This is a genomic window from Arthrobacter sp. SW1, from assembly GCF_001766675.1.
Classification (GTDB): Bacteria; Actinomycetota; Actinomycetes; order Actinomycetales; family Micrococcaceae; genus Arthrobacter.
Window position 1 is genome coordinate 143177 of record NZ_MJLT01000001.1, and the last position, 25935, is coordinate 169111.

The window sequence follows — 25935 nt, forward strand, 5'->3', positions numbered from 1 at the left end:
CAGTAACATCCGCGCTTTCCGGCGGCCCGTCCGTCCGGCTGTGGTAGCTTCGTCTACGACCACACGGGGGCCCATGCATGGGCTGAGATCAGGCTGACGCAGCCTGCGACCGTCGAACCTGTCCGGGTAATGCCGGCGAAGGAAGTGAGTAACCCTTTGAGTACCTCAAATGCCCAGCGAAGCTCTGCCCAAAACGCCTCCGCGGAGGTAACGCAGTCGCTGAAATCCCATTCCCTGGCCTACGTGGAGGACCCCGAAAGCGGCATCCGCGTACCGGTCACGGAGATCGCCCTGGAGCCCTCGCCCAACGGCGAAGCCAACGCCTCGTTGCGGGTCTACCGCACCGCCGGGCCGGGAAGCGATCCGGTGGTCGGCCTGGAACCGTTCCGGGCGGCCTGGATCGAGGAACGCGGCGACACCGAAACGTACAGCGGCCGCGAGCGGAACCTGCTCGACGACGGCAAGTCGGCCGTGCGCCGCGGCGCCGCCTCCGCTGAGTGGAAGGGCGCGCAGCCGGTGCCCCGCCGCGCCGTCGAAGGCCGCACGGTGACCCAGATGCACTACGCCAAGCAGGGCATCGTCACCCCCGAGATGCGCTTCGTGGCGCTGCGCGAAAACTGCGACGTGGAACTTGTCCGCAGCGAAGTGGCCGCCGGCCGGGCCATCATCCCGAACAACATCAACCACCCGGAATCCGAACCGATGATCATCGGCAAGGCCTTCCTGGTGAAGATCAACGCCAACATCGGCAACTCCGCGGTGACCAGCTCGATCGCCGAGGAAGTGGACAAACTGCAGTGGGCCACCCAGTGGGGCGCTGACACCGTCATGGACCTCTCCACCGGTGACGACATCCACACCACCCGCGAGTGGATCATCCGCAACTCCCCCGTTCCGATCGGCACCGTGCCCATCTACCAGGCTTTGGAAAAGGTCAACGGCGAAGCCAACAAACTGACGTGGGAGATCTTCCGCGACACCGTGATCGAACAGTGCGAGCAGGGCGTGGACTACATGACCATCCACGCCGGCGTGCTCCTGCGCTACGTGCCGCTCACTGCCAAGCGCGTTACGGGCATCGTCTCGCGCGGCGGTTCCATCATGGCCGGCTGGTGCCTGGCCCATCACGAGGAAAACTTCCTCTACACGCACTTCGACGAGCTGTGCGAAATCTTCGCCAAGTACGATGTCGCGTTCTCCCTGGGTGACGGCCTGCGCCCCGGCTCGATCGCCGACGCGAACGACGCCGCCCAGTTCGCCGAACTGGACACCCTGGCCGAGCTGACCCAGCGGGCCTGGGAGTACGACGTGCAGGTGATGGTCGAAGGCCCCGGGCACGTGCCGTTCCACCTGGTGCGGGAGAACGTGGAGCGCCAGCAGGAACTCTGCAAGGGCGCACCGTTCTACACCCTGGGCCCGCTGGTCACGGACGTTGCCCCCGGCTACGACCACATCACCTCGGCCATCGGCGCCACGGAAATCGCCCGCTACGGCACGGCCATGCTCTGCTACGTCACGCCCAAGGAACACCTGGGCCTGCCGAACAAGGACGACGTGAAGACCGGCGTGATCACCTACAAGATCGCCGCCCACGCCGCGGACCTCGCCAAGGGCCATCCGGGAGCGAACGAACGCGACGACGCCCTGTCCAAGGCGCGCTTCGAATTCCGCTGGCGTGACCAGTTCGCGCTCTCGCTCGACCCGGTCACGGCGGAGTCCTTCCACGACGAGACCCTGCCCGCCGAGCCGGCCAAGACCGCGCACTTCTGCTCGATGTGCGGGCCGAAGTTCTGCTCCATGCGCATCAGCCAGGACATCCGCAACGAATACGGTTCCGCGAATTCACAGGCAGCGATCGCCGAAGCCTACGCGGGCATGCGGGAGAAGAGCGAGGAGTTCCTGGCGGCCGGCGGCAAGGTGTACCTGCCGGAACTGAAGCTGCCGGAGACGGCCGCCAACTGACGCGTCCCTGCCTGCGTGCCGCTGCCTGGGCGCAGCCGTCCGGTCAGCCGGGCAGCGGCAGGCGGGCGGTCAGCCGGGCAGCGGCAGGCGGGCGGTCAGCCGGGCAGCGGCAGGCGGGCGGTCAGCCGGGCAGCGGCAGGCGGGCGGTTTCGGCGATGAAGGAACGGATGATCCGGTCGCCTTCGGCCGAGTCCTGGGGCCGGTGCCCTCCCGCCGCGGTGCGGTGGAGGGCCCCGGTCTCCTGCAGGTAGCCGGCGATTTCTTCATAGAGGGGTTCCCAGCCTCCGGTGAGGACCAGCGTGGGGACCCCTGGGACGATGTGCAGCGGCGCGTCCCACGGCGGCGGCTGCATGCGGAGGCGCCGAGCCACCCGGAGCGGGTCCTCGCCCGACGGCGGTTCAACGGTTGCCGAGGCCGTGCGCCGTTGGAACTCGCGGAGGTAGTCTGTGTCACCCATGCTGTGCCTGGCCGCGAACAGCGGTTCCATGAGGCTCCGGTAGGCGGCGGTAGCCGGCAGCTCCGCCGTCAGGGAGAGGCAGGCCGGTTCCACCAGGACAAGAGAGCGCACCAGCTCCGGATGCGCGACGGCCGCCAGCATGGCCGGGATCGCACCCAGGGAATGCGCCACGAGGTGGCCGCCGGGCGCTGCATCTCCATGGGCGGCCGTGCCACCGAGTGCCGCCAGGATGATCCCGACATCGGCACTGACATCCTGTTCCACGGGATCCGCCACCGGGTCGAAGCCGTGGCGTCGCAGGAACAAGGCGTCATAGGCGAGGGCCATGCCATGCTGCCTCGGCCAGGCGGCGGCTCCGAACGAACCGCCGCCATGGACGAAGACGACGCGTTGCTTTTCCATGGCTCCAGAGTAGGCGTGCCCCCTGACAGGGAACGCCGCTCCTTGCGTCTGCCTATTTACCCAGGAACTTGTCGAAGCCCTTGGGCAGGTTCAGCTGGGAGGGATCGAAATCCGCTGCGCCCTGGCCGAAGGCCGAACCGGCGGGTGCCGAAGCCGCCGCATTGCGCTTCGCCTCAGCCTCGCGCAGCTGCTGGGCTGCCTTGGCCGGGTTGCCGGAACGTGCCTTCTTCTTGGGCGCGTTCTTGGCGTTCTTCCGGGCGCCGCCGCCCATGCCGGGCATCCCGGGCATGCCCGGCATACCGCCGCCCTGGGCAAGCTTCTTCATCATCTTCTGGGCCTGGGCGAAGCGCTCCAGCAGGCCGTTGACTTCGGACACGTGCACGCCGGAACCGCGGGCGATACGGGCACGGCGTGAACCGTTGATGATCTTCGGCGCCACGCGCTCGTGCGGGGTCATGGAACGCACAATGGCTTCGACGCGGTCGATCTCGCGCTCATCGAACTGCTCAAGCTGCTGGCGGATGTTCTGGGCACCCGGCATCATCATGAGCATCTTCTTCATGGAGCCCATCTTGCGGATCTGCTGCATCTGGGCGAGGAAGTCGTCCAGGGTGAAGTCTTCCTGGTCGGCGAACTTCTTCGCCATCCGGGCGGCTTCGTCCTTATCCCAGTTCTTCTCGGCCTGCTCGATGAGGGACAGGACGTCGCCCATGTCCAGGATGCGCGAGGCCATGCGGTCCGGGTGGAACAGTTCGAAGTCGTCCAGGTTTTCGCCCGTGGACGCGAACATGACGGGCTTGCCGGTCACGGAAGAGACGGACAGTGCGGCACCGCCGCGGGCGTCGCCGTCGAGCTTGGACAGCACGATGCCGGTGAAGTTGACGCCTTCGTCGAAGGCGAGCGCGGTGTTGACTGCGTCCTGGCCGATCATCGAGTCAATGACGAAGAGCACTTCGTTGGGGATGATCGCCTGGCGGATGCGGCGTGCCTGGTCCATCATTTCGGCGTCGACGCCGAGGCGGCCGGCGGTGTCCACGATCACGACGTCGTGCAGCTTTTGGCGCGCTTCGTCGACGCCGGCCTTCGCGACGACGACGGGATCGCCGGTGGGGGTCTCAAGGTCGGAGGTGGTGCCCGGGTGGGGCGCGAACACCGGAACGCCGGCGCGGCCGCCCACCACCTGGAGCTGGGTCACCGCGTTGGGGCGCTGGAGGTCGCAGGCCACCAGCATGGGGCTGTGGCCCTGGGACTTCATCCACTTGGCCAGCTTGCCCGCGAGGGTGGTCTTACCTGCACCCTGGAGACCGGCGAGCATGATGATGGTGGGCCCGGTCTTGGCCAGGCGGATGCGGCGGGTTTCGCCGCCGAGGATCTCCACGAGCTCCTCGTTGACGATCTTCACGATCTGCTGGCTCGGGTTCAGTGCGGCCGAAACCTCGGCGCCGAGGGCACGTTCGCGGATACGGGCGGCGAATTCACGCACCACGGGTACGGCAACGTCCGCGTCCAACAGGGCGCGGCGGATCTCCCGGACTGTGGCATCGACGTCGGCCTCGGAGAGGCGGCCCTTGCCACGGAGATTCTTGAAGGTTGCTGTCAACCGGTCAGAGAGTGAATTGAACACGAGACGTGCACTTCTTTCAATGGTCTACGGATGGCGGCCGAAGCGGCGCGCCTGCATCATTGCCGATCATCGCCCCGCACAGGCTGCTTCACGCTGCTGCGGGACTCGACTATCTAGGGTACCAAGTTGGACCTTCAAGATGGCATGCTGGCACAGTGACCAGCAAAAACACTGCGCCTGCCGGCGAAAACACCGTGAAAACACTGCTCATCCTCGGCGCCTCCGGAGACCTGACCGGACGGCTGCTGTTGCCGGGGCTCGCCCGGCTGCTCGCGTCCGGCCGCGCCAAGGGCCTGAAGCTCGTTGGAGCCGGATCCACCGACTGGACCGCCACGCAATGGTCCGAGCGCGTGCACGGAGCTTTCGCCGAGGCCGCCAAAGGCGCGGACGCAGAGGGCAAGGCCGCGCTGGCCGCCATGGAAAAGGACACCGCGTACCACGGCCTGGACGTCACGGCCGACGGAGCGCTGGCTGAACTGCTTGCCGGCCTCGAGGCTCCTGTTGCCGTGTACTTCGCCCTGCCTCCCCACGTCAGCCAGAAAGCCTGCGAGGCACTGGACCGTGAGCAGCTTCCCGCCGGAACCCGGCTGGTGCTGGAAAAGCCTTTCGCTTCCGGAACCGACTCGGCACGGGACCTGAACAAGACCCTCCTCGGCTTGGTTCCCGAGGACCACATCCACCGCGTGGACCACTTCCTGGGCAAAGCCACCGTACTGAACATCCTCGGCCTGCGCTTCGCCAACCGCTTCCTGGAACCGGTATGGAACCGGGAACATATCGAGAAAGTGGAGATCATCTTCGACGAGGACCTCGCCCTGGAAGGCCGCGCCGGCTACTACGACGGCGCGGGAGCCCTACGGGACATGATCCAAAGCCACCTTCTGCACATCATGGCCCTGCTCGCCATCGATGCGCCGGCCACCATCGGCGAACGGGACCTGCGTGATGCGATTTCCACGGTCCTGCGCGCCAGCAGCATCCCGGCCCCGTTCAAGACGTCCACCCGGCGCGCCCGCTACAGCGCAGGAAGCATCGGCGGCCGGGAAATCCCGGACTACACGGCCGAAGAAGGCGTGGACCCGGAGCGCAACACGGAGACGCTGGCAGAGGTCCAGGTGGCCATCAACACGTGGCGCTGGAAGGGCGTGCCGTTCATCCTGCGCTCGGGCAAGGCCCTCGGCGTGAAGCGAAAAGAAGCGCTTGTCACCTTCCGTCCCGTTCCCCACCTGCCGGAAGGCTTCCGCGGCGTGGATTCCCCCAACCAGCTGCGGATCGGCTTCGGGCCCGACACGCTGCAGTTCGACGTCGACGTCAACGGACCGGGTGACATCTTCACCCTTGACCGCGCCACGCTGCAGGCCGAACTGAACGCCTCGGAACTCCTGCCCTACGGCGAAGTGCTGGAAGGTGTCATCAGCGGCGATCCGCTGCTGTCCGTCCGTGGCGACACCGCCGAGGAATGCTGGCGGATCGTGGAGCCGGTCCTTGCCGCCTGGGCGAAAGGTTCCGTTCCGCTCGGGAAGTACGACGCCGGCAGCACCGGCCCGGACGACTGGCCCACCGCCGTCGGGCACTAAGTCAGCCTTTAAACGGTAAACGGGCCGGGTACCTTTCCAGGTACCCGGCCCGTTCCCTTGCCTCCGGGGGGATAAAGCAAGATCAGATGGCGGCTGCGCTGTTCACTTAGATAGCGGCAGCGCCGCGCTCCCCGGTGCGGACGCGGACGGCCTCGTGGACATCCACCGTCCAGACTTTTCCGTCGCCGGCACGGCCGGTGTTGGAGGAGGCGATCAGCACATCCAGGATGTCGTCCGCCTGCTCGTCGGTGGCCAGGACTTCGATGCGGATCTTCGGGAGGAGGTCCACGTTGTATTCGGCGCCCCGGTACACCTCTGTATATCCGCGCTGGCGGCCGTATCCGCTGGCCGCGCTGACCGTCAGCCCCTGGACCCCGTAGGCCTCCAGGCCTTCGCGGACCGCCTCAAGCTTCTCCGGACGGACAATCGCGGTGATGAGTTTCATGCCTGGACACTCTCCTTGCTTTCAGTGGCTTCGGTGGCTTCTGCGGCATCAGCCGGAACTGCGGACTTCTTGCCGGTGATCAGCTCGTGGAGCGGCTGGAAGCTGCCACCGTGTCCCCCGACTCCGAACTCGTAGGCGGTCTCAGCGTGCAGGCTGAGGTCGGCACCGGCGATCTCCTGGCGCTCGGAGATACGGAAGCCCATGAACTTGTGGATGGGGTACGCGATGACGAAGGTCATGACGCCGGTGAACACCATCGCCATCAGCGCGGCCAGGACCTGTGCGACAAGCTGTTCCGGGCCGCCGCCGTAGAAGAGGCCGGCCGTGCCCTGGGTGGGGGTGGCGAGGAAGCCGATGGCCACGGTACCGATGAGGCCGGACACCAGGTGGACACCCACGACATCCAGGGAATCGTCGTAGCCGAGCTTGAACTTCAGGCCGACGGCGAGCGCGGAGGCCACGCCGGCTGCGACACCGAGCGCGATGGCGCCCAGCGGTGAGACGTTGGCGCAGGCCGGGGTGATGGCCACGAGGCCTGCAACCACGCCGGAGGCAGCACCGAGGGAGGTGGGGTGGCCGTCACGGATGCGTTCCACTACGAGCCAGCCGAGCATGGCCGCGGCCGGTGCCACCAGGGTGTTGATCCAGATAAGGCCTGCCTGCTCCACCGTGGCGGCGGCACCGGCGTTGAATCCGAACCAGCCGAACCAGAGGATGGCTGCGCCGAGCATGATGAGCGGAACGTTGTGCGGACGGTGGTTCGGATCCTTGCCGAAGCCCTTGCGGTTGCCGATGATCAGCACCAAGATCAGGCCGGCCACACCGGCGTTAATGTGAACTACGGTGCCGCCGGCGAAGTCGATGACCGGTGCGAAGGTCTGGCCGAACCAGCCGTCAGCGGAGAACAGGCCGCCGCCCCACACCATGAACGCCAGGGGTGCGTATACCAGGGTGACCCAGATGGGGGTGAAGAGGGTCCAGGCGGAGAACTTGGCGCGGTCGGCAATGGCGCCGGAGATCAGGGCTACCGTGATGATGGCGAAGGTCAGGGCGTATCCGGTCTTCAGCAGGTCCGGCGCTTCAGTGAAGTTGTGCAGGCCGAAGTGGCTGAAGGGGTTTGCGAAGAGCTGGAAGAAGTTGTCGTCGTTCGCGGTGGCCATCGAGGCGCCCCACAGGACCCAGACAATCGTTACCGTGCCGATGGCGATGAAGCTCATCATCATCATGTTCAGGGCGGCCTTGGCACGGGTCATGCCGCCGTAGAAGAATGCCAGGCCCGGGGTCATGAACAGCACGAGCGCTGCTGCGACCAGGAGCCAAACGAGACCGGCGGTGAATTCCATGGTCTGCGTCCTCTCTGCTTATGCGGACGATGCCGCCTGTACCAACGCCTTTCGCGTTCTACAGAAAAGTTTTGACCCGCAGTGTTTCGCCCGCTCGGAATTTAGATTGCGCGGCTGTTACAAGAACTTCCCCAAGGTAAATGGTGCATATCCCGGGCGTTACAGGGATGTTTCGTGGATCACAACCAGGCCCGGAATGCCCGGCGTGCGCACTTTGTTACCTTGGAGTCACCGCCCTGAACCCCCTGCCAACGTGAGGTCAGCCACCGCATGCGCGAAACCACCCGGGAACCGTCGGGCCAGCCGCTCCCATCCGCCGCTGTACCGGCCAAGCGTCCGGCCCTCCCCCGCGACATCAAGGTGATGCTGCTCGCGGCGTTCCTGATCGCTTTGGGCTTCGGCCTGGTGGCTCCCGTGCTGCCCCAGTTCGCCACCACCTTCGACGTCGGTGCCACCGCTGCTGCCGTGATCGTGAGCATCTTCGCGTTCATGCGCCTCGTGTTCGCCCCCGCGGGCGGGGCACTGATCGGCCGCTTGGGTGAGCGCACCGTCTACGTATCCGGCCTGCTGATTGTTGCTGTCTCGACGGCGGCCTGCGCCTTCGCCCAGGACTACTGGCAACTGCTCATCTTCCGCGGGCTCGGCGGCGCCGGCTCGGTGATGTTCACCGTTGCCGCGATGGGCCTGCTGATTCGGCTTGCTCCGCCGGAAGCCCGCGGCCGGGTGTCCGGCGCATACTCCTCGGCCTTCCTGCTGGGCAGCGTGCTGGGGCCGGTGGTCGGCGGCCTGTTGGCCGGCTTCGGCCTGCGGGTGCCCTTCCTTGCCTACGCTGCCGCGTTGGTTCTTGCGGCGCTGCTGGTTCGCTTCCAGCTCGGTTCCGGGCCGGCTTCCGCATCCGCCCAGGCCGCCGCGGCTCCGGCCATGACCTTGCGCGAAGCCTTCGGCGATCCCGCGTACCGGGCGTCCCTGTTCTCCGGGTTCAGCAACGGCTGGGCGGTCTTCGGGGTGCGGATGGCCACGGTGCCGCTGTTCGCCGTCGCGGTCCTCGCCGCCGGCACGGCCTCCGCAGGCTGGGCGCTGGCGGTCTTCGCCGCCGGCAACGCCGTGGCGTTGAGTTTCTCCGGCCGGCTGGCGGACCGCCTGGGCCGCAAGCCGCTCATCACCGCCGGGCTCGCCGTCACGGGAATCGCGACGGCGGCGATCGGCCTCACGGACAACCTCACCGCGTTCCTGGTGGTCTCCGCTGTGGCCGGTTTCGGTTCCGGCGTGCTGAGCCCGGCTCAGCAGGCCGCCGTCGGCGACATCCTCGGACAGGGCCGCTCCGGCGGCAAGGTGCTGGCCACCTTCCAGATGGCCGCGGACGCCGGTGCGATTGTGGGCCCGGTGCTGGCCGGCGTCGTCGCTGACGCGTTCGGATACGGCTGGGCGTTCGCCGCCACCGGCGGCCTGCTGCTGCTCTCCGCTGCGTGGTGGCTCACGGCTCCGGAGACCCTGCCGGGGCGCCGCCCGGAATAAGGGCGCGGCGTGATCGTCTAGGCTGGCGGAAGGACCAATCCACCCACTCTTGGAGGTACTTCACCGTGGCCAGCCCTGACCACATGCCGGGCAGCGGGCAATCCGCCGGCAGCCGCCGACCACGACGCAGGAAGGCAGGCAAAGCCAAGGTCGTCTCCCTGGTGGCCGCAGGCGCCTTGGCGGCCGGAGCGGCAATCACCGTCCCGCTTGCCCTGAATGCCGGGCAGCCCGAACCCCGCAGCACGCCAACGTCCTCTGCGTCCGCCGCGCCGGCCCCCTCGCCGAAGCCGGTCAAAAAGGCAGGGGTTGCGTATTACAAACAAGCCGGCCCCCAGGCCACGGCCACCACAGCGGTTCCCCCAATGACCGTCAACGTTTCCGCCGCCGAACTCGGCACCTCGCTCGACCCGGGTGCCGTCGGCCTCTCCCTGGAAGCCACGGACCTCGCAGACCCCGCCATGAGCTCTGCCAACGCCGATCTGGTGGCCACGCTGAAAGGCCTGGGCAAGCCGCTGCTGCGCTTCGGCGGCAACGCCGTGGACCGCCGCTTCTTCTGGACCTCCACCGGCGAAGCGATGCCCGGTGATCGCCGCGGAGACAAGGCCCACCCCGTACGTACCGCCACGCCGAAGGACCTGGAGCGGGTAAAGACCCTGCTGGATGCCATCGACGGAACCATCAACATCACCGTCGACCTCGGCCACTACGATCCCGCCCGGGCAGCGGACATGAGCAAGCACGCTGCAAGGATCTTCGGCAAGCGGCTCGTCGGCATCACCATCGGCAATGAACCCAACGGGTACCCGGACAACGGCCTCCGCCCCGGAAGCTGGGGCATTCCCGACTACCTCAACGAGCTCAAGAGCTACGCCGAAGCCATCAATTCCGCGGCGCCCGGCGTGCCCATCATCGGACCGGGCACCTATTCCGAGGCTTGGTGGAAGGCCTTCGCGAAAACGGAACTGCCCCAGCAGCGCATTGTCTCCTTCCATTACTACCCACTGTCCAGTTGCTCCGGCAGCGAACCGGGGGACGAACCGACCCTCGCAAACCTGATGAGCGACTACATGCACCCGCGGGTGCGCGACTACGACCGCAGGGCGATGGCGCCCGCCGCCGCAGCAGGCCTGCAGACCTGGCTGACCGAAACCGGCCCGTCAGCCTGCCCTGGCTCCAACCCGACCACCAAGAACCACGCCTCGGCCTTGTGGTACAGCGAATTCGCGCTCAACGGCCTGCAGCAGGGCATCAAGCGGCTCGGCTTCCACAGCTCCCTGATCACCTGCGTCGGCGGTCCGCCGCTGTCGCCCATCTGCTCCGGCGGCAAGTACCTGCAGCCGGACGGTGCCATCCGGGAAAATCCGAGCTATTTCGGCCTCGCCATGGTGTCTGACCTCGGCACCGGGAAGTTCCTCAAGCTTGAACAGTCCGGCGGCGGGCTCAGTTACGCCTACGCGGTGAAGCATCGTGACGGAAGCACCAACGTGTACATCGCCAACAAGAACGACCCGCAGAAGGATGCCCAGGCAAGCGTCACCTTGAGCCTGCCCGGCAAGCCCAAGACCGGAACCATGACCCAGATGGCCGGCCCCGGATATACCGCGGAGGGCTCCACCACGATCGACGGCAGGAAGGCCCTTCCCGTCGCGAACAACAAGCGGCCCATGGTGATGAACTTCGTGGAAGGCTCCAGCGTGCAGAAGTTCCCGCTGACCTCCGGCACCGTAACCGTTCTGCATTTCACGTACTGACCTTCCACCCGGCACAGGCACGTAAAAGCCCGGCGGCCGCAGGATGATCCTGCGGCCGCCGGGCTTTTACGTTGCGGCCGGGAAGCTGACTAGTTCAGCAGTGCGTCCACGAAAGCTTCCGGCTCGAACGGGGCAAGGTCGTCCGGGCCTTCGCCCAGGCCCACCAGTTTGACCGGAACGCCGAGCGCCTTCTGGATGGCGACGACGATGCCGCCCTTGGCCGTGCCGTCCAGCTTGGTCAGGACGATGCCGGTGATGTTCACGACCTCCGAGAACACCTTGGCCTGGTTGAGCCCGTTCTGGCCCGTGGTGGCGTCCAGGACCAGCAGGACCTCGTCCACCTCGGCGAGCTTTTCGATGACCCGCTTGACCTTGCCGAGCTCGTCCATCAGGCCCACCTTGTTCTGCAGGCGGCCCGCCGTGTCCACCATGACCACGTCGACTTCCTGTTCGATGCCGGCCTTCACCGACTCGAAGGCGACGGAGGCGGGGTCGGCACCGTCGATGTCGGACTTCACCGTGGGCACGCCGACGCGCTGGCCCCAGGTGGCGAGTTGCTCGGCCGCAGCGGCACGGAAGGTGTCTGCCGCACCCAAGATAACGTCCTTGTCTTCGGCAACCAGCACACGGGCCAGCTTGCCCACGGTGGTGGTCTTGCCGACGCCGTTGACACCCACCACCATCATGACGGCGGGGTGGCCGTTCTTGCGGGAGACGTTGAGGCTGCGGTCCATGGCAGGGTCCACGAGCTTGATGAGTTCTTCACGCAGCAGCGCCTTGACGGCTTCCGGGGTGCGGGTGCCCTGGACTTTGACCCGCTCGCGGAGGGCGTCCACGAGTTCCAGGGTCGGTTCGGTGCCGAGGTCCGCCAGCAGCAGGGTTTCTTCGACTTCGTCCCAGACGTTCTCGTCGATCTTGTCGCTGGACAGCAGTGCCAGCAGGCCCTTGCCCAGGATGTTGTTGGACTTGACCAAGCGGGCACGCAGCCGCTGCAGGCGGCCTTCCACCGGCGCCGGCGTTTCCACCTGGACGGTTTCGAGCCCGGCGGGCTCTTCCTCAAGGTCAGCTTCGGGTGCTTCGGCGGAACCGTCGACGCCGGCCGGTGCCGTGCGTTCGCCGGCGGCGGGGCCGCCCGCCTGTGCCCGGTCATCCACCAGCGTTCCGCCGGCGGCCGGGGTTGCCGGGTCGTTGGCGTCACGGGTTCCGGGGTACTTGGCGGCGGATTTCCGCGCCTTCAGGAGCACCGGAACCAGCCCGCCGATGACCACCAGGGCAGCGGCTATGGACAGAATAATTGGGAGGAGATCGTTCACTCCCCTAGCTTCTCACAGCCTTGCCTGCACGCCGGCGTCGGCTGCACGTCGGCTACACTCCGGCGTCGAGGCGCTGGCTGATGACGGTGGAGACGCCGTCGCCGCGCATGGTCACGCCGTACAGCGCGTCTGCCACTTCCATGGTGCGCTTCTGGTGCGTGATGACGATCAGCTGGCTGGATTCCCGGAGCTCTTCGAAGATCGTGATGAGGCGCCCCAGGTTGGTGTCATCCAACGCGGCTTCCACCTCGTCCATCACGTAGAACGGCGACGGCCTGGCCTTGAAGATGGCCACGAGCAGCGCCACCGCGGTCAACGAACGTTCTCCACCGGAAAGCAGGGAGAGGCGCTTGATCTTCTTGCCTGCAGGCCGTGCTTCCACCTCGATGCCCGTGGTGAGCATGTCGTCCGGGTCGGTGAGCACCAGGCGTCCTTCGCCGCCGGGAAACAGGCGCGCGAAGACGTGGTCGAACTGCTTGGAAGTGTCCGCGAAGGCTTCGGAGAACACCTGCTGGACCCGCTTGTCCACCTCCTTGATGATGTCCAGGAGGTCCTTGCGGCTGGATTTGAGGTCTTCGAGCTGGGTGCTGAGGAACTGGTGGCGTTCCTCCAGCGCGGCGAATTCCTCCAGGGCAAGCGGGTTGACCTTGCCCAGTGCGGCGAGGTCGCGTTCGGCCTTGCGGAGCCGCTTTTCCTGCTCCTCCCGGACGAAGGGCTTTCCCGCCGGAACGGGGTTGCCGTCCTCGTCCACCTCGGCCCTCAGCTCAGCCCATTTGTCCTTGCTGTCCGCAGGCAGCGGGACAGGCTGGTGGGGCCCGAAGTCGGCCACGAGCTGCTCCGGGGAGAGCCCGAGTTCCTCGATCGATCGTGCTTCCAGGGCCTCGATGCGCAGCCGCTGCTGCGCACGGGCGAGTTCGTCGCGGTGGACGGAGTCCGTCAGCCCGGCCAGCTCGCGGGCCAGTGCGTCGTTGCTGCTGCGCAGTTCGGCCAGTTCCTTGTCGCGCTGTTCCTTGACGGCTTCGGCGTGGTCCCGCGCGTGTGCGGCCAGCTCCACCGAGACGTCCACGAAACGGACGGTCTGTTCCACGGCGCGTGCCACGGCTGCGGCGCGGGCAGCCTGGGCTTTGCGGCGTTCGGCGCGGCGGGCTGCTTCCTCGCGGGCGCGCCGTTCGGTAGCGGCGGCACGCTCGAGGGATGCCGCACGGTTGCTGGTGGCGTTGAGCTGTTCCTCGGCGCTGCGCAGGCCGAGCCGCACTTCCATTTCGCGGGCGCGCGCCTGGCTGGCCGCCGCGGCCAGGGCGTCCCGCTGTTCGGTGGACGGTTCGTCTTCCTCGGGTGCTTCCTGGGCGGCTGCCAGGCGCTCGGCCGCGGCTTCCAGGGCTTCCTCGGCGACCGCGATGTTGAGCTCGGCCTTCGACAGCGACTCCGCAAGGCGTTCGCTTTCGGCCACGGCACTGCGCAGCTGCGAGTTCAGGTGCCCCAGCCGTTCGGCGACGGCGGCAAGCCGCGCGTCCGAGTCGTGCAGCTTCTCCAGCGCGGTATCCGCGCGCTCCTGCGCCTCGGCACGGCGGGCCTCAGCGGCGGCCAGCGAGAAGCGGCCGCGCTCGAGTTCCGCGGTGAGCCCGGCCAGGCGGTGTTCGGCGTCGTCGACGGCGGCCTGCACCTCAAGGAGGGACGGCGCATCGGCTGAACCGCCCGTGGCGGTCAGGGCGGTGAAGACGTCGCCGGCGCGGGTCACGGCGGTCAGCTCCGGGTGCCGGGAGATCAGCTCCGCGGCGGCGTCCAGATCCCCGACGACGGCGGTGCGCGCCAGCAGGGCGCGCGCGGCGGAGAGGTGGCTCCCCTTCCCTGTGCCCGGGGTGGCGCGGAGCAGCTCCGCCGCCCAGCGGGCGTCCGCCGGCAAGTCAGCCGGCGGCACTGCTTCCGGGGACTCTGCTGCGTCCATGGCGCCGGCCAGCAGCAGCGAGACCCGGCCGCCGTCGTCGTCCTTCAACAAACGGACCGCGGCTTTGGCGGCGTCCACGTCCGCCACCACCACGGCTTCGGAATGGGCGCCGAGCGCCGCGGCCACAGCAGTTTCGTAGCCGGGCTCGACCGACAGCATGCCGGAGAGCGCCCCGAGCACCCCCGGAACACCTGAGTCGAGGATCCGGCCGGATCCGTCCTTGCGGTTCAGGCCGAGCTGCAGGGCATCGCGGCGCGCCACGAGGGCGTCCCGTTCCCGGAGCTGCTCCCGTTCGGCGTTCTTCAGCGCCTCGATCTCGGCCTCGATGGCGTCCAAGGCGGCGGTGGCTTCTTCGTACTCGGCGTCGAGGCTTTCCTCGCCGTCTTCAACACCGGCCACCTGGGATTCGAGGGCGGTGAATTCCTGCTGGGCCAGGCGCCGGCGTTCTTCGCCCGCGGCCATGGATTCGCGCAGGCGTCCGCGTTCGGCGTCGGCAGCCTCCGCCTTCGAGCGCGCCGCCGCCAGCTGGCCCACAAGGCGGGCGATGCCTTCGCGGCGGTCCGCCGCGGCCCGCAGCACGGCAGTGAGGCGCCGGTCCTCCGCAGCAGCCAGCTCTTCGGCTTCCTGCCGCGCCAGCCCGGCCTGTTCCAAAGCTTCCTTGCGGGCCACAATATCCTGCTCCAAGGCGGCTTGTTCCTGGCGGACCCGGGCGGCCTGGCGCTCCAGCTGTTCCGGATCCCGCCCGGAATCCGGGGCGGCGTCGGACGCTCCGAGGAGCCGCCGGCGTTCGGCGGCAAGGGCTCCGAGCGCCCGGAGCCGCTCACGGGCGGCCGACAGCTGGTACCAGGAATCCCGGGCGGCGTTCAACCGCGGAGTGGCCTCGGCGGCGAGCCGTTCCACCTCGGCCTGGCGCTGCCGGCCCGCAGCCAGTTCCTGCTCCACCACTTCGCGGCGTTCCTTGAGCGCGGCTTCGGTGGCCACGTCCTCTTCCAAGGCCTCGTTCAGGCGGACCAGTTCATCAGCCAGGAGCCGGGACTTGGCGTCACGCACTTCGAACTGCACGGTCTGGGCGCGGCGGGCCACTTCTGCCTGTTTGCCGAGCGGGGTGAGCTGCCGGCGGATTTCGGCGGTGAGGTCTCCCAGGCGCTGCAGGTTGGCCTGCATGGCTTCGAGCTTCCGCACCGTCTTTTCCTTGCGGCGGCGGTGCTTGAGGATTCCGGCGGCTTCTTCGATGAAGCCGCGGCGGTCCTCCGGAGTGGCGTGCAGGACCCGGTCCAGCTGGCCTTGGCCGACAATGACGTGCATTTCGCGGCCGAGCCCGGAATCAGAGAGAAGTTCCTGGATGTCCAGCAGGCGGCAGGGCGAACCGTTGATGGCGTATTCGGAGCCGCCGGCCCGGAAGAGGGTGCGCGAGATGGTGACTTCGCTGTATTCGATCGGCAGGGCGCCGTCGGCATTGTCGATGGTGAGCGAGACATGGGCGCGGCCGAGCGGCGGCCGCCCGGCGGTTCCGGCGAAGATGACGTCTTCCATCTTGCCGCCACGCAGGGTCTTGGCGCCCTGTTCGCCCATCACCCAGGCGAGGGCGTCAACAACATTGGACTTGCCGGAGCCGTTGGGTCCCACCACCGCAGTGACGCCGGGTTCGAAGTCGAACGTCGTGGCCGACGCGAACGACTTGAATCCCCGGACAGTCAGACTTTTCAAATGCAAGGTGGTTCGGAACTCCTCCAGTGGCAGCGTGTGCTTCCAAATCTACTGCCCGACGGCGACAATCACCGGATTTGGGCCCCTTCCGGGCCGCCCGGGAGCCGCCTCAGCCGGGCAGGCGGGTACCCGCGTCCGGCCCGGCAAGCAGTTGCTGGGCCTTGTGTTCGAGGCCGTCGTCAACCGTTTCGAAAATGATGGAGGCGAGCCAGACCACGATCGTGGCAAAGACCCAGCCTACGGGCCAGCTGAGGGCTAGGCCTCCGGCCAATGAGGTGGTGAGCCATAGTGCACCCACGCTCAAGGCGACTCCGGCGCCCGCCGCCAACGCCAACCGGGCTGCCTTCGGGCGGCTTGTGTACCGGCGGGGGGCCGCTTCGCCGTCGAGGTTCCTGAAAACCGCGGCGGCAAGGGCCCGCAGCAGGAGGTTTGCTGCCGTGAAGGCCAGGGCCACCCAGAGGAAACCGTCGCCCACCCTGACCCCGGGCAGGATGGCCATGGCCCACAAGGTGATGGCATTGAACACGAACGCGATCACCGTGCGGATCGCCCAGGCTTTCATGCCCACCAGTTTCCCACCGGAGCGCGGCCCCGAAAACAGCTTCTTACCAGCGGCCGTTGCGCGGGCGGGGCTGGCACACCGGGCAGGTGTGTGAGGAGCGGTTCATGAACTGTTCGCGCTTGATCACGCCGGCCAGGCCCGCCTCGGCGCAACGCCGGCACGGCTGGCCGGTGCGGCCGTAGGCGTCCAGGGAGCGGGCGAAGTAGCCGGAATCACCGTTCACGTTCACGTAGAGGGAATCGAAGCTGGTGCCACCGGCGGCCAAGGCATCGTTCATGACATCGCGGGCCGCCTCCACCACACGCAGTGCGTCGGCCCGGCGCAGGGTGTCCGTGGCTCGGGCGTAGTGCAGCCGGGCGCGCCAGAGAGCTTCGTCGGCGTAGATGTTGCCGATGCCGGAAATGATGCCCTGGTCCAGCAGCGCCCGCTTCAGCCCGGTCTTGCAGGACTTGAGCTTGCGGTAGAAATCCTCGAAGGAGAAGTGCGGGTCCAGCGGGTCCCTCGCAATATGCGCGGCTTCGCCTGCAATCTCTGGAAGGGGCGATTCCCCCAGTCCTCCGGGGCCGCCGTCGTCCGTGGGTACCAGGGAGGTGACGAACAAACCGCCGAAGATCCGCTGGTCCACGAAGCGCAGTTGCTCCGGCATGCCGTCCGAGGGGCTCAGCCGCAGGCGGACCTTCAGGTGCTTTTCGTCGGGAACATGGGGGTCCTGCATGAGCAGCTGCCCGCTCATGCCAAGGTGCGCCATGAGCGCGACGCCGGCTCCGGTTTCGCGCGGGTGCGTGCCCGCCATGGCGAGCGGCATCCAGAGGAACTTTCCGCGGCGGACGACGTCCAGCACGGTGGCTTCTTCGAGGTTGCCGATGAAGTCTTCCGTGCCGAGGGTGTGGCGGCGGATGGAACGCGGGTCCAGGACATCCACCGAGGTGATGGTGCGGCCGCACACCCAGCGGGCCAGGCCGCGGCGGACCACCTCGACTTCGGGCAGCTCAGGCATCGATCAGTTCAGGCATGGATCAGTTCAGGCATGGGTGGGCCGGGTCCGGATCAACCGACGGCGGGGGCGTCGTCGGTGGCGGCCGTGTCCGCAGCGCTCAGGGTCCGCCAGGCATCGGCGGCCGATTCCTGCTCGGCTTCCTTCTTGGAGTGGCCGGTGCCCCGTCCGTAGGTGATGCCGTTGATCTGAAGTTCAGCGGTGAAGACGCGTGCGTGGTCCGGGCCGGTGCCTTCGACAGCGTAGAAGACGGTGCCCAGCTGCCGGCTCGCGGCGAGTTCCTGGATGCTGGTCTTCCAGTCGGTTCCGGCGCCGAGCGCCGCGGCATCGGCGAGGAGCGGGCCCACCAGGCGCATGACGAGCTGGCGGGCGGTCTCGATGTCGTTGGACAGGTACGTGGCTCCGATGAGCGCTTCCATGGTGTCCGCGAGGATCGAGGATTTGTTCTTCCCGTTGGTCAGTTTTTCGCCCTGGCCCAGGTAGATGTAGTCGCCGATGCCCAGTTCGCGGCCGATCACCGCGAGGGCACGGGTGCTCACGACGGCGGAGCGCCGCTTGGCGAGTTCACCTTCGGGAAGGTCCGGGTTTTCCCGGAAGAGGAAGTCGGTGACGGAGTATCCCAGGATAGAGTCGCCGAGGAACTCAAGGCGCTCGTTGGTGGGGATTCCGCCGTTCTCGTACGCGTACGAGCGATGTGTCAGAGCAAGACGAAGCGTCTCGGCGTCAATGGTGACGCCGAGACGCTTCAGAAGCTCTTCAGTTGAAGACATCCTTAATCAGCCTGTGGGGCGGACTTAGGCGTCAGCGACCTTGCGGCCCTTGTACTCAAGGAACAGCGCGGTGCCAGCAGAGTCGGTAACGACCTTTGCCTGGTGCGGCAGGCTGTAGACAACCTGGCCGTTCTCGATGGTCTTTACCAGGTTGGGGGCAGAAGCCTTCCACTGGGCACGGCGGGCGCGGGTGTTTGCGCGAGACATTTTCCGCTTGGGAACAGCCACGGCTATCTCATTTCTCTCTTAGACGAACACTTACTAATCAGTTTGCCGGTCAGTCTTAGCCAGTTCAGCTAGGGCAGCCCAGCGAGGATCCAGGACCTCGTGGTGGTGCCCCGGCTCGTCTTCCAGGCGTATTCCGCATTCGGAACAAAGGCCCTGGCAGTCTTCCCGGCACACCGGCTGGAACGGCAGCATGGTCACCACTGCGTCCCGCAACACCGGCTCAAGATCGATCAGATCGTGCTCGACTCGACGTTGCTCTTCATCGTCTTCCCCGTCCGAAAGCTCAGCGCCTTCGTACAGGAAAAGTTCTTGCACATTGACCTCAAGGTCATACGCAAGGGGATCCAGGCATCGACCGCATTCGCCCTTTACTTCGACGAGCACGGTTCCGGATACCAGAATTCCTTCGTGTACGGCCTCAAGCCTCAGGTCCAGCTCCATGTCGGAGCCTTCCTGAACGCCAATGAGCGCCACACCAAGGTCACTTGGTGCGGGTACATGTTCCTTGAGTGTCCGCATGGTTCCCGGGCTGCGCCCGAGGTCCTTGACAAGCAGCATCAGGGGCGAACCTGCATCTCGCTTAATGAGAACTCCTGTAGAACATATGACCGACGTACCATCTTAGCCTGAACGTCCGAATGGACTCAAACCGGGGCCGCCGCATCCGCAGCGGCCGTTGGCACCGATCCAGCTTACCCGTTCCTGCGCTGATCCGCGCCCGACTCGCCAGCGAGGATCCGCTTCAACACGGACTTGGGCACGAACTCGGAAATATCGCCGCCCAGTTGCGCCACTTCCTTGATGAGGGTGGACGAGAGGTGGATGTAGTGTGCCTCCGCGGGCAGGAAGACGGTCTCGACGCCGGTGAGCTGCCGGTTCATGGTGGCCATGGGCAGTTCGTAGTCGAAGTCCGAGGACGAGCGCAGGCCCTTGACGATCGCCGAGGCCCCGCGCTGCCGGCAGTATTCGGCGAGCAGCCCCTCGCCCATCGGTTCGACGATGATGCCGCGCAGGGAGGCCAGGGTTTCCCGCGCCATATCCATCCGCTCTTCGAGGGTGAAGCGGTACTTCTTGGCGTAGTTGGTGGAGACGGCCACGATCACCTCGTCGAAGAGGCCGGCTGCACGTGCAATGACCTCGAGGTGTCCGTTGTGGATGGGATCAAAGGAACCGGGGCACACAGCGCGTCTCATGCCTCGAAGCTATCGCATCCCCCGGCGGGATACCATGGCACACACCGGCCGCTTGCCGCCGGATTTCAGCCGTCCCCCACCCAGGAAAGCAGGCAGCAGTGACGAGCCCGGCCGCCAAGAGCCAGCACCTTCCGGCAGGAGACGCCGCGCCCTGGCAGCGGGCGGCGACCGGCGCCAACCTGTTGTCCCCGGATGGCACCCTGGGCGTGACCATCTTCGAGGAAATGACCACCCTCGCCGTGTCAACGGGCGCCATCAACCTCGGCCAGGGCTTCCCCGACGAGGATGGACCCGCTGAGATGAAGGCCGCGGCCCAGGCAGCCATCACGGCCGGCGCCAACCAGTACGCACCCGGCAAAGGCATCCCCGAGCTACGGGAAGCCGTCAGTGCCCACCAACAGCGCTTCTACCGGCTGGCCCCGGACCCGCACAGCGAAGTGGTGATCACCACCGGCGCCACCGAGGCCATTGCCGCATCCCTGCTGGCCTTCATCCAGCCCGGCGACGAAGTCCTCACCTTCGAACCGTTCTACGACTCCTACGGCGCGATCATCGGCCTGGCCGGCGGCGTCCATGTCACCGCTCCCCTGCTGGCCCCGGATTTCATGCCGGACATGGACCGGCTGGAAGCGGCTTTCAGTTCCCGGACCAGAGTGGTGATGCTGAACAATCCGCACAACCCCACCGGCGCGGTCTTCCCCCGCGAAGTCCTGAGCCGGATAGTGGAGCTCGCGGACAAGCACGACGCGCTGATCGTCAGCGACGAAGTGTATGAGCACCTCACCTTCGGCGTGCGGCACATCCCGATAGCCACCTTGCCCGGCGCCGCCGAACGCACCATCACCATTTCCTCGGCCGGCAAGACCTTCTCCTTCACAGGGTGGAAGATCGGCTGGCTCAGCGGGCCGGAGCGGCTGGTCGCAGCGATCCGCACCGTCAAGCAGTTTCTGAGCTACAGTTCGGGAACGCCGTTCCAGGGTGCGGTGGCCCTGGGCCTCGGCCTGCCGGACAGCTTCTACGAAGAAACCGCCGCCACGCTCCAGCACAAGCGGGACATCCTCGCCGCCGGCCTCCGGGAAGCCGGCCTCGGCGTCTACCTGCCGCAGGGAACCTACTTCATCAACGTGGACACGGCGCCCCTGGGAATCAGCGACGCCGTCGAACTCGCCCGGAAGCTGCCGCACCTTGTGGGGGTGGCCGCCATCCCGGTTCCCGTGTTCTGCCATGCCGAAGGCGCCGAACGCACCCGCAGCCTGCTGCGTTTCGCCTTCTGCAAGCAGCAGGGAGTGCTGGAAGAAGCCGCCTCCCGCCTGGCCGGCCTGCGGGACAAGCTCTAGTGGCGGACGTCGACGGGCACGAGGGCCGGCGTTTCCTCCGTTCCGGCGGACAGCACGCAAGCATCGAGCAGGACGGGCTAGTGGACGGCGCCTATGTGCTGAGCATCGGCGGCGCCGAGCAATCGCATGTCAACCTCGCCCACCCGCAGGAAGTCTTTTACGAATACCTGCGCCGGATCGCCAACGTGGTGGACCTGCTGCCTCCGGCTGGCGCGCCGATCTCGGCGCTGCACCTCGGCGCCGGGGCCCTCACCCTGGCCCGCTACCTCCAGGCCACCCGCCCCGGTTCGCTGCAGTACGCCGTCGAACTTGAACGCGAACTCCTGGACTTCGTCCTGCAGAAGCTGCCCATGCCGGAGGGGACCCGGCTGGAGACCCGGATCGGCGATGCCCGCGGCGAACTGGCGGCGCTGCCGCCGGAGCTGCTGTTCGACGTCGTGATCCTGGACATCTTCTCCGGCCCGGAGGCCCCGGAACACATCGCTTGCCGGGAGTTCTACGAAGAAGCCGCGGCACGGCTGGGCCCGGGCGGGCTGCTCATCATCAACGTCGGCGACGAAGCGGCGCTGACGCTGGTGCGCAGCCAGGTCGCGGCGATGCGCGGGGCGGTCGCCTCCGGCGCCCTGGCCGAGCTGGTGGCCTTCGCCGAGACCGGAATGTTCGCGGGCCGTTACCCCGGGAACATCATCCTGGTGGGCAGCAAAGAGCCGTGGCCCGAGGCATGGACGCAGGAACTGCTGGCCCGGGGCCCGCACCCGGCGGGCCTGCTGCGCGGCGTGGAGCTGGACCGGATTTCGGACTAGCCCGGTTCGCCGAAGCGGCCGGCTCAGGCCAGACCCAGACTCAGGCCGGTTCGGCGAACCAGAGCATCGTTTCGCCGTACTTCTTTCCGGCGAAACGTTCCAGGGTTTCCGGCCAGTCGGGCTCGGGTGAGCGGGACGAGCGTTCGACGACGACCACCGCGCCGTCGTCTAGGTGGCCTGCGAGCTTGGCCAGGACGGCCTGCAGCGCCGGTTCGTCCAGCGGATACGGCGGGTCCAGGAACACGAGGTCCCACAGGGTGCCTTCCGTGGCGCGTTCGAGGAACGACTCCACCTTGGAACGATGGACCGTCACTGTCTTGCGGCCCAGGGCTTGGTTCACTGTGTCCGCGTTGCGCTGGCATATGGCCGAGGCGCGGGCGTCGAACTCCACCAGCTCGGCTGCGGCGGCGCCCCTGCTCGCGGCCTCGACGCCGAGCGCTCCCGAGCCCGCGTAGAGGTCCAGGGCCCGGGCGTCATCGATCACGCCCAACGCTTCAAGCCGGGAAAACAACGCCTCCTTCACCCGGTCCGTGGTGGGGCGGGTGGCGCTTCCGGGGACGCTTTGCAGTGGGTTCCCGCCGGCGGCGCCTGCGATGATGCGGCTCACCGGGCCACGCTCCTGCCTGCCACGTGCGTGCTGCGGCTATCCACGTTCAAGGAAGGCCTCCTTCTCGGGGTTGAGGTAGTCGTCGATCGCCGCGGCGAGGGGTTCGTAACGGTGCAGGCCCGGATCCTCGGCCACCAGCCGCTGGGCATCGCCGCGGGCCCGCTCAATGACGTCCTCGTGTTCCAGGACCCTGAGCAGCCTGAGCGTGGAGCGGCCGCCGGACTGCGAAGCGCCCAGGATGTCGCCTTCGCGGCGCAGCTTGAGGTCCTCCTGGGAGAGCAGGAAGCCGTCCGTGGTGGAGGCAACGGCCTCGAGCCGCCGCCGGCTGGGATGTCCGGGCTCCAGCGTCGTGACCAGCAGGCAGGTTCCGGGCAGGCCGCCACGGCCCACGCGGCCGCGCAGCTGGTGCAGCTGGGAGATGCCGAAGCGGTCGGCGTCGAGGATCACCATGAGGGTGGCGTTGTGCACGTCCACACCCACCTCGATCACGGTGGTGGAGACGAGGACCTTGGTCTCGTTTGCCACAAAGGAGGCCATGGTTTCCGACTTCAGCACCGGGTCCTGCCGGCCGTGCAGCGGTTCGATCCGCACGCCGCGGAGGGCGTCCTCCTGGCGCAGCGCTTCGACGACGGCGGTCACGGACGCCAGTTCGCGCGCCGCGCCCTCTTCCGCGAGCGGATCGGGCTCGTCTTCGCCGCGTTCGGCCTCACCGGGGGTGAAGTCGCCGTCGTCGTCCGTGCCGATCTTGGGGCAGACCACGTACACCTGGTGGCCGGCGTCGATCTCCTCCCGCGCGCGGGCCCAGATGCGGGTGGCCCAGGCGGGATTCTCGGCCAGGCCCACAAGGTGCGTGCTGATCGGAGCGCGGCCGGCAGGAAGCTCGTCCAGCACGGAGGTTTCGAGGTCTCCGAACACGGTCATGGCCACGGTGCGCGGGATGGGGGTGGCGGTCATGACCAGCAGGTGCGGAGGGCGGCTGGCCTTGGCACGGAGGGCGTCGCGCTGTTCCACGCCGAAGCGGTGCTGTTCGTCCACCACGATCAGGCCGAGGTCCAGGAAGCTGGTCTTGTCGCTGAGCAGGGCGTGGGTGCCGATCACGATGCCGGCGTTGCCGGAGGCGGCATCCAGCATGGCCTGCTTGCGTGCGGCCGTGGGCATGGACCCGGTCAGGAGCACCACCTGCACGGAGCCACCGGCGTTGTCCTGGCCCAGCATTCCCGCCCCGCCGAACATGCCGTCCCTGGCCAGCGGCCCGAGCGTGCGGCGGATCGATTCGTAGTGCTGTGCGGCGAGCACTTCGGTGGGGGCCAGCAGCGCGGCCTGCCCGCCGGCGTCGACCACCTGCAGCATGGCGCGCAGGGCCACGATCGTCTTGCCGGAGCCCACCTCGCCCTGCAGCAGCCGGTTCATCGGAGAGTTCTGTGCCAGCTCCTGGGAGAGCGTCTTCCCGACGGCGGACTGGCCGGCCGTGAGAGTGAACGGCAGCTGCCGGTCAAAGGCGGACAGCAAGCCATCCGGGACCGGGCGGCGCGCGGTCGCTTCCTCCGCGGCGAGCTGTGCGCGGCGGCGGGCGAGGGCGGTCTGCAGGACCAGGGCCTCCTGGTAACGGAAGCGTTCCCTCGCGTGCTTCCAGTCGATCGCCGTTTCCGGGGAGTGGATGAGCTGGTAGCACCTGCCGATGTCAGCGAACCCTTCCCGGTCGCTGACCGCCACTGGAAGCGGATCTTCGATCCGGTCGAGATCAATGGTGTCCAGCAGGGTGGTGATGACTTTGTGGATCGACCAGCTGGTGAGTTTCGCCGTTGCCGGATAGACCGGAATGGGCATGGCCGCGAGCTTTTCCGGATCGGCGGTTTTCGCTCCGGACCCGATTTCCGGGTTTTCGTCGAGCAGCATGAAGTCCGGGTTGGTCATGGTGAGCCCACCGCCGTAGCGGCTGACTTTCCCGGAGAACATGGCACGGCGGCCCGGCTGCAATTCGCTCCGCGCGCGGAAGCCGTTAAAGAAGCTGATCTTCAACGTCCCAGGAACGCCTGTGCGCTGGAGGGCGGAGTCGTTCCCGCCGGTGTCGTCGGTGATGACGACGTCCGTCAGGGAACCTCGGCGGGCACGCATCTGCCGCGTGGTGTTGGAGATGACCCGCGCCACCAACGTGGCTTCCTCGTCAAGCGGCAGCTGCGCGATGGGCGTGAGCTCGCCGCGGGTGAGGTAGCGGCGGGGGAAGTAGTTCAGCAGCTCGCCGACGGTTTCCAGGCCCAGGTGCTTGGTGACGACCGAGGCCGAGCGCTTGCCGATCCTGCGGTCCAGCGGCAGGGCCAGCTCCGGGTTGACCAGCTCAGGAGTCATGCGCCTGCAGGCTTTCGGGGCTGGGATGGTGCGGAATACCCTGCCCTCCCGGGCCGGCGGGGTCGCGCGGCAGGGCCAGCTGGCTGACCGAAATGTCGCTCGGTTCGCCGAGGGCGCGGATGGCTTCCACGGCCGGGCCGGCATCCGGAACGTGGACGTGGACCCGCCAGCGGTAGCTGGCCTCGGCGGCGGCGTCATCGTCGTCGTCATCGCCGGAGTGCTCCCCCGGCGCAACGCTCCCTACCTGGCTCATGATGACGGAATCGCCGAGTTCATCCAGTTTCTGCCGCAGGGTGGCCGCAGCCAACGGGGACAGTTCGATGGTGCACATGACTTCCACGCCATCGTCGTCGGGCAGGCCGGTGTGGATATGCGGGTCCTGGACGTCGTAGCCGTGCAGGCCGTCCAGGAGGGCGTCCTGCAGTTCCTCGCCGAGCACGGCCGAGCGGAGGCAGTCCAGGACCAGGAGCATGCCCACGCCGCCGGCATCCACCACATGGGCCTCGTGCAGGGGCGCCAGCTGCTCTTCCGTGCGGATCACGGCCTGCATGGCGGCGTCCACGGCCGCGTCGAGTGCCAGGCCAAGGGCGTGGTTGCTGTCATCGCCGTTCTGGGCGGCGTCGGCCTCGCCGGCGGCCTGGGCGGCGGCTTCGAGGACGGAGAGCATGGTTCCGGGCACCGGTTCGCTGAGCGCCGACCATGCGCGGATCTGGGCACGGTGGAGGGCCGCGGCCAGCAGCGGGGCGCTGAGCCTGGAATGACCGGACAGGGGTTCGGCCATGGCGCACAGGAACACGGCGAACAAAGTTCCGGAATTGCCCCGGGCCTGCTCCATGGCGGCACGGCCGGCCGACGCCAGCACTGCCCCGACATCATTGCCCGGTTCCGCTGCGGCGTCGTTCCCGGCGTCGTTGAGGCTTGCCGCCGCGGCACGCACGGTGAGGTACAGGTTGGTGCCGGTGTCGCCGTCGGCTACCGGGAAGATATTGATGGCGTTGAGGCGGTCGCTGTGGTTGCCGAGGGTGGTCTCTGCCTTGCCCAGCCAGCGCTTCAT

At 67.5% G+C, this 25935-nt stretch carries 21 protein-coding genes and 1 riboswitch; of the genes, 6 read left to right on the forward strand and 15 right to left on the reverse strand.

The window, feature by feature from the left end; all coding sequences use genetic code 11:
• Positions 1-53 precede the first annotated feature (53 nt).
• Positions 54-161, forward strand: a riboswitch (TPP riboswitch).
• Positions 157-1962, forward strand: a complete 1806-nt coding sequence (gene thiC, locus BIU82_RS00765; protein WP_070347553.1) for a phosphomethylpyrimidine synthase ThiC — start codon at positions 157-159, stop codon at positions 1960-1962. Its footprint overlaps the riboswitch before it by 5 nt.
• A 121-nt stretch (positions 1963-2083) precedes the next feature.
• Here thiC and BIU82_RS00770 read toward each other — a convergent pair whose 3' ends face one another.
• Both BIU82_RS00770 and ffh read right to left on the reverse strand, forming a co-directional pair.
• Positions 2084-2821: an alpha/beta hydrolase gene (locus BIU82_RS00770; protein ID WP_070347554.1), complete on the reverse strand. Its 738-nt coding sequence runs from the start codon at positions 2819-2821 to the stop codon at positions 2084-2086.
• 52 nt (positions 2822-2873) lie between these two features.
• A complete protein-coding gene (gene ffh, locus BIU82_RS00775) occupies positions 2874-4445 on the reverse strand; it encodes a signal recognition particle protein (protein WP_070347555.1) in 1572 nt (523 codons plus the stop codon).
• Between the two features lie 155 nt (positions 4446-4600).
• Here ffh and BIU82_RS00780 point away from each other — a divergent pair, with 155 nt between their 5' ends.
• A complete protein-coding gene (locus tag BIU82_RS00780) occupies positions 4601-6022 on the forward strand; it encodes a glucose-6-phosphate dehydrogenase (protein WP_253182628.1) in 1422 nt (473 codons plus the stop codon).
• A 106-nt stretch (positions 6023-6128) separates the two neighbouring features.
• Here the strand turns inward: BIU82_RS00780 and BIU82_RS00785 are convergent, their stop codons facing one another.
• Complete coding sequence (locus tag BIU82_RS00785) at positions 6129-6467, reverse strand: P-II family nitrogen regulator (RefSeq protein ID WP_070347556.1); 339 nt, start codon at positions 6465-6467, stop codon at positions 6129-6131.
• Positions 6464-7810 (reverse strand): ammonium transporter, encoded by a 1347-nt coding sequence (locus BIU82_RS00790; protein WP_070347557.1) that lies wholly within the window; start codon positions 7808-7810, stop codon positions 6464-6466. Before BIU82_RS00790 ends, BIU82_RS00785 begins: the two co-directional genes overlap by 4 nt.
• 363 nt (positions 7811-8173) lie before the next feature.
• Here BIU82_RS00790 and BIU82_RS00795 point away from each other — a divergent pair, with 363 nt between their 5' ends.
• Together BIU82_RS00795 and BIU82_RS00800 are read left to right on the forward strand one after the other, a co-directional pair.
• Positions 8174-9325 (forward strand): MFS transporter, encoded by a 1152-nt coding sequence (locus BIU82_RS00795; protein ID WP_253182658.1) that lies wholly within the window; start codon positions 8174-8176, stop codon positions 9323-9325.
• A gap of 65 nt (positions 9326-9390) precedes the next feature.
• Complete coding sequence (locus tag BIU82_RS00800; RefSeq protein ID WP_253182629.1) at positions 9391-11076, forward strand: hypothetical protein; 1686 nt, start codon at positions 9391-9393, stop codon at positions 11074-11076.
• Between the two features lie 89 nt (positions 11077-11165).
• On the opposite strand, the gene ftsY is transcribed toward BIU82_RS00800, so the two are convergent.
• The 8 genes from ftsY to coaD form a co-directional block, all read right to left on the reverse strand.
• Complete coding sequence (gene ftsY / locus BIU82_RS00805) at positions 11166-12389, reverse strand: signal recognition particle-docking protein FtsY (protein ID WP_070347559.1); 1224 nt, start codon at positions 12387-12389, stop codon at positions 11166-11168.
• 52 nt (positions 12390-12441) lie between these two features.
• The gene (gene smc, locus BIU82_RS00810) at positions 12442-16047 is read right to left on the reverse strand and encodes a chromosome segregation protein SMC (RefSeq protein WP_171906462.1); all 3606 of its coding nucleotides are present in this window, start codon (positions 16045-16047) and stop codon (positions 12442-12444) included.
• A 103-nt stretch (positions 16048-16150) separates the two neighbouring features.
• A complete protein-coding gene (locus tag BIU82_RS00815; RefSeq protein ID WP_139146450.1) occupies positions 16151-16603 on the reverse strand; it encodes a hypothetical protein in 453 nt (150 codons plus the stop codon).
• Between the two features lie 43 nt (positions 16604-16646).
• Complete coding sequence (gene mutM, locus BIU82_RS00820; RefSeq protein WP_070347561.1) at positions 16647-17600, reverse strand: bifunctional DNA-formamidopyrimidine glycosylase/DNA-(apurinic or apyrimidinic site) lyase; 954 nt, start codon at positions 17598-17600, stop codon at positions 16647-16649.
• 50 nt (positions 17601-17650) lie between these two features.
• A complete protein-coding gene (rnc, locus tag BIU82_RS00825; RefSeq protein WP_070347562.1) occupies positions 17651-18367 on the reverse strand; it encodes a ribonuclease III in 717 nt (238 codons plus the stop codon).
• 24 nt (positions 18368-18391) lie between these two features.
• On the reverse strand, positions 18392-18595 hold the full coding sequence (gene rpmF / locus BIU82_RS00830; protein WP_070347563.1) for a 50S ribosomal protein L32: 204 nt from the start codon (positions 18593-18595) through the stop codon (positions 18392-18394).
• A gap of 33 nt (positions 18596-18628) precedes the next feature.
• Positions 18629-19156, reverse strand: a complete 528-nt coding sequence (locus BIU82_RS19220; RefSeq protein WP_139146451.1) for a DUF177 domain-containing protein — start codon at positions 19154-19156, stop codon at positions 18629-18631.
• A gap of 131 nt (positions 19157-19287) precedes the next feature.
• A complete protein-coding gene (gene coaD / locus BIU82_RS00845; RefSeq protein WP_070347564.1) occupies positions 19288-19788 on the reverse strand; it encodes a pantetheine-phosphate adenylyltransferase in 501 nt (166 codons plus the stop codon).
• A 98-nt stretch (positions 19789-19886) separates the two neighbouring features.
• Between coaD and BIU82_RS00850 the strand changes: the two genes are divergently transcribed.
• Both BIU82_RS00850 and BIU82_RS00855 read left to right on the forward strand, forming a co-directional pair.
• Positions 19887-21125 carry an aminotransferase class I/II-fold pyridoxal phosphate-dependent enzyme gene (locus tag BIU82_RS00850; RefSeq protein WP_070347565.1) on the forward strand — a complete coding sequence of 413 codons (1239 nt, stop codon included), beginning with the start codon at positions 19887-19889 and terminating at the stop codon, positions 21123-21125.
• On the forward strand, positions 21125-21928 hold the full coding sequence (locus BIU82_RS00855; protein ID WP_171906463.1) for a fused MFS/spermidine synthase: 804 nt from the start codon (positions 21125-21127) through the stop codon (positions 21926-21928). The genes BIU82_RS00850 and BIU82_RS00855 overlap by 1 nt, the downstream gene beginning before the upstream one ends.
• Positions 21929-21968: 40 nt before the next feature.
• On the opposite strand, the gene rsmD is transcribed toward BIU82_RS00855, so the two are convergent.
• The 3 genes from rsmD to BIU82_RS00870 are packed head-to-tail and all read right to left on the reverse strand — an operon-like array spanning position 21969 to position 25935.
• A complete protein-coding gene (rsmD, locus tag BIU82_RS00860) occupies positions 21969-22535 on the reverse strand; it encodes a 16S rRNA (guanine(966)-N(2))-methyltransferase RsmD (protein ID WP_070347566.1) in 567 nt (188 codons plus the stop codon).
• Positions 22536-22571: 36 nt separating this feature from the next.
• Entirely contained in the window at positions 22572-24881 is a 2310-nt protein-coding gene (locus BIU82_RS00865) for an ATP-dependent DNA helicase RecG (RefSeq protein ID WP_070347567.1), read from the reverse strand.
• Positions 24871-25935, reverse strand: a complete 1065-nt coding sequence (locus BIU82_RS00870) for a DAK2 domain-containing protein (protein WP_083292129.1) — start codon at positions 25933-25935, stop codon at positions 24871-24873. The genes BIU82_RS00865 and BIU82_RS00870 overlap by 11 nt, the downstream gene beginning before the upstream one ends.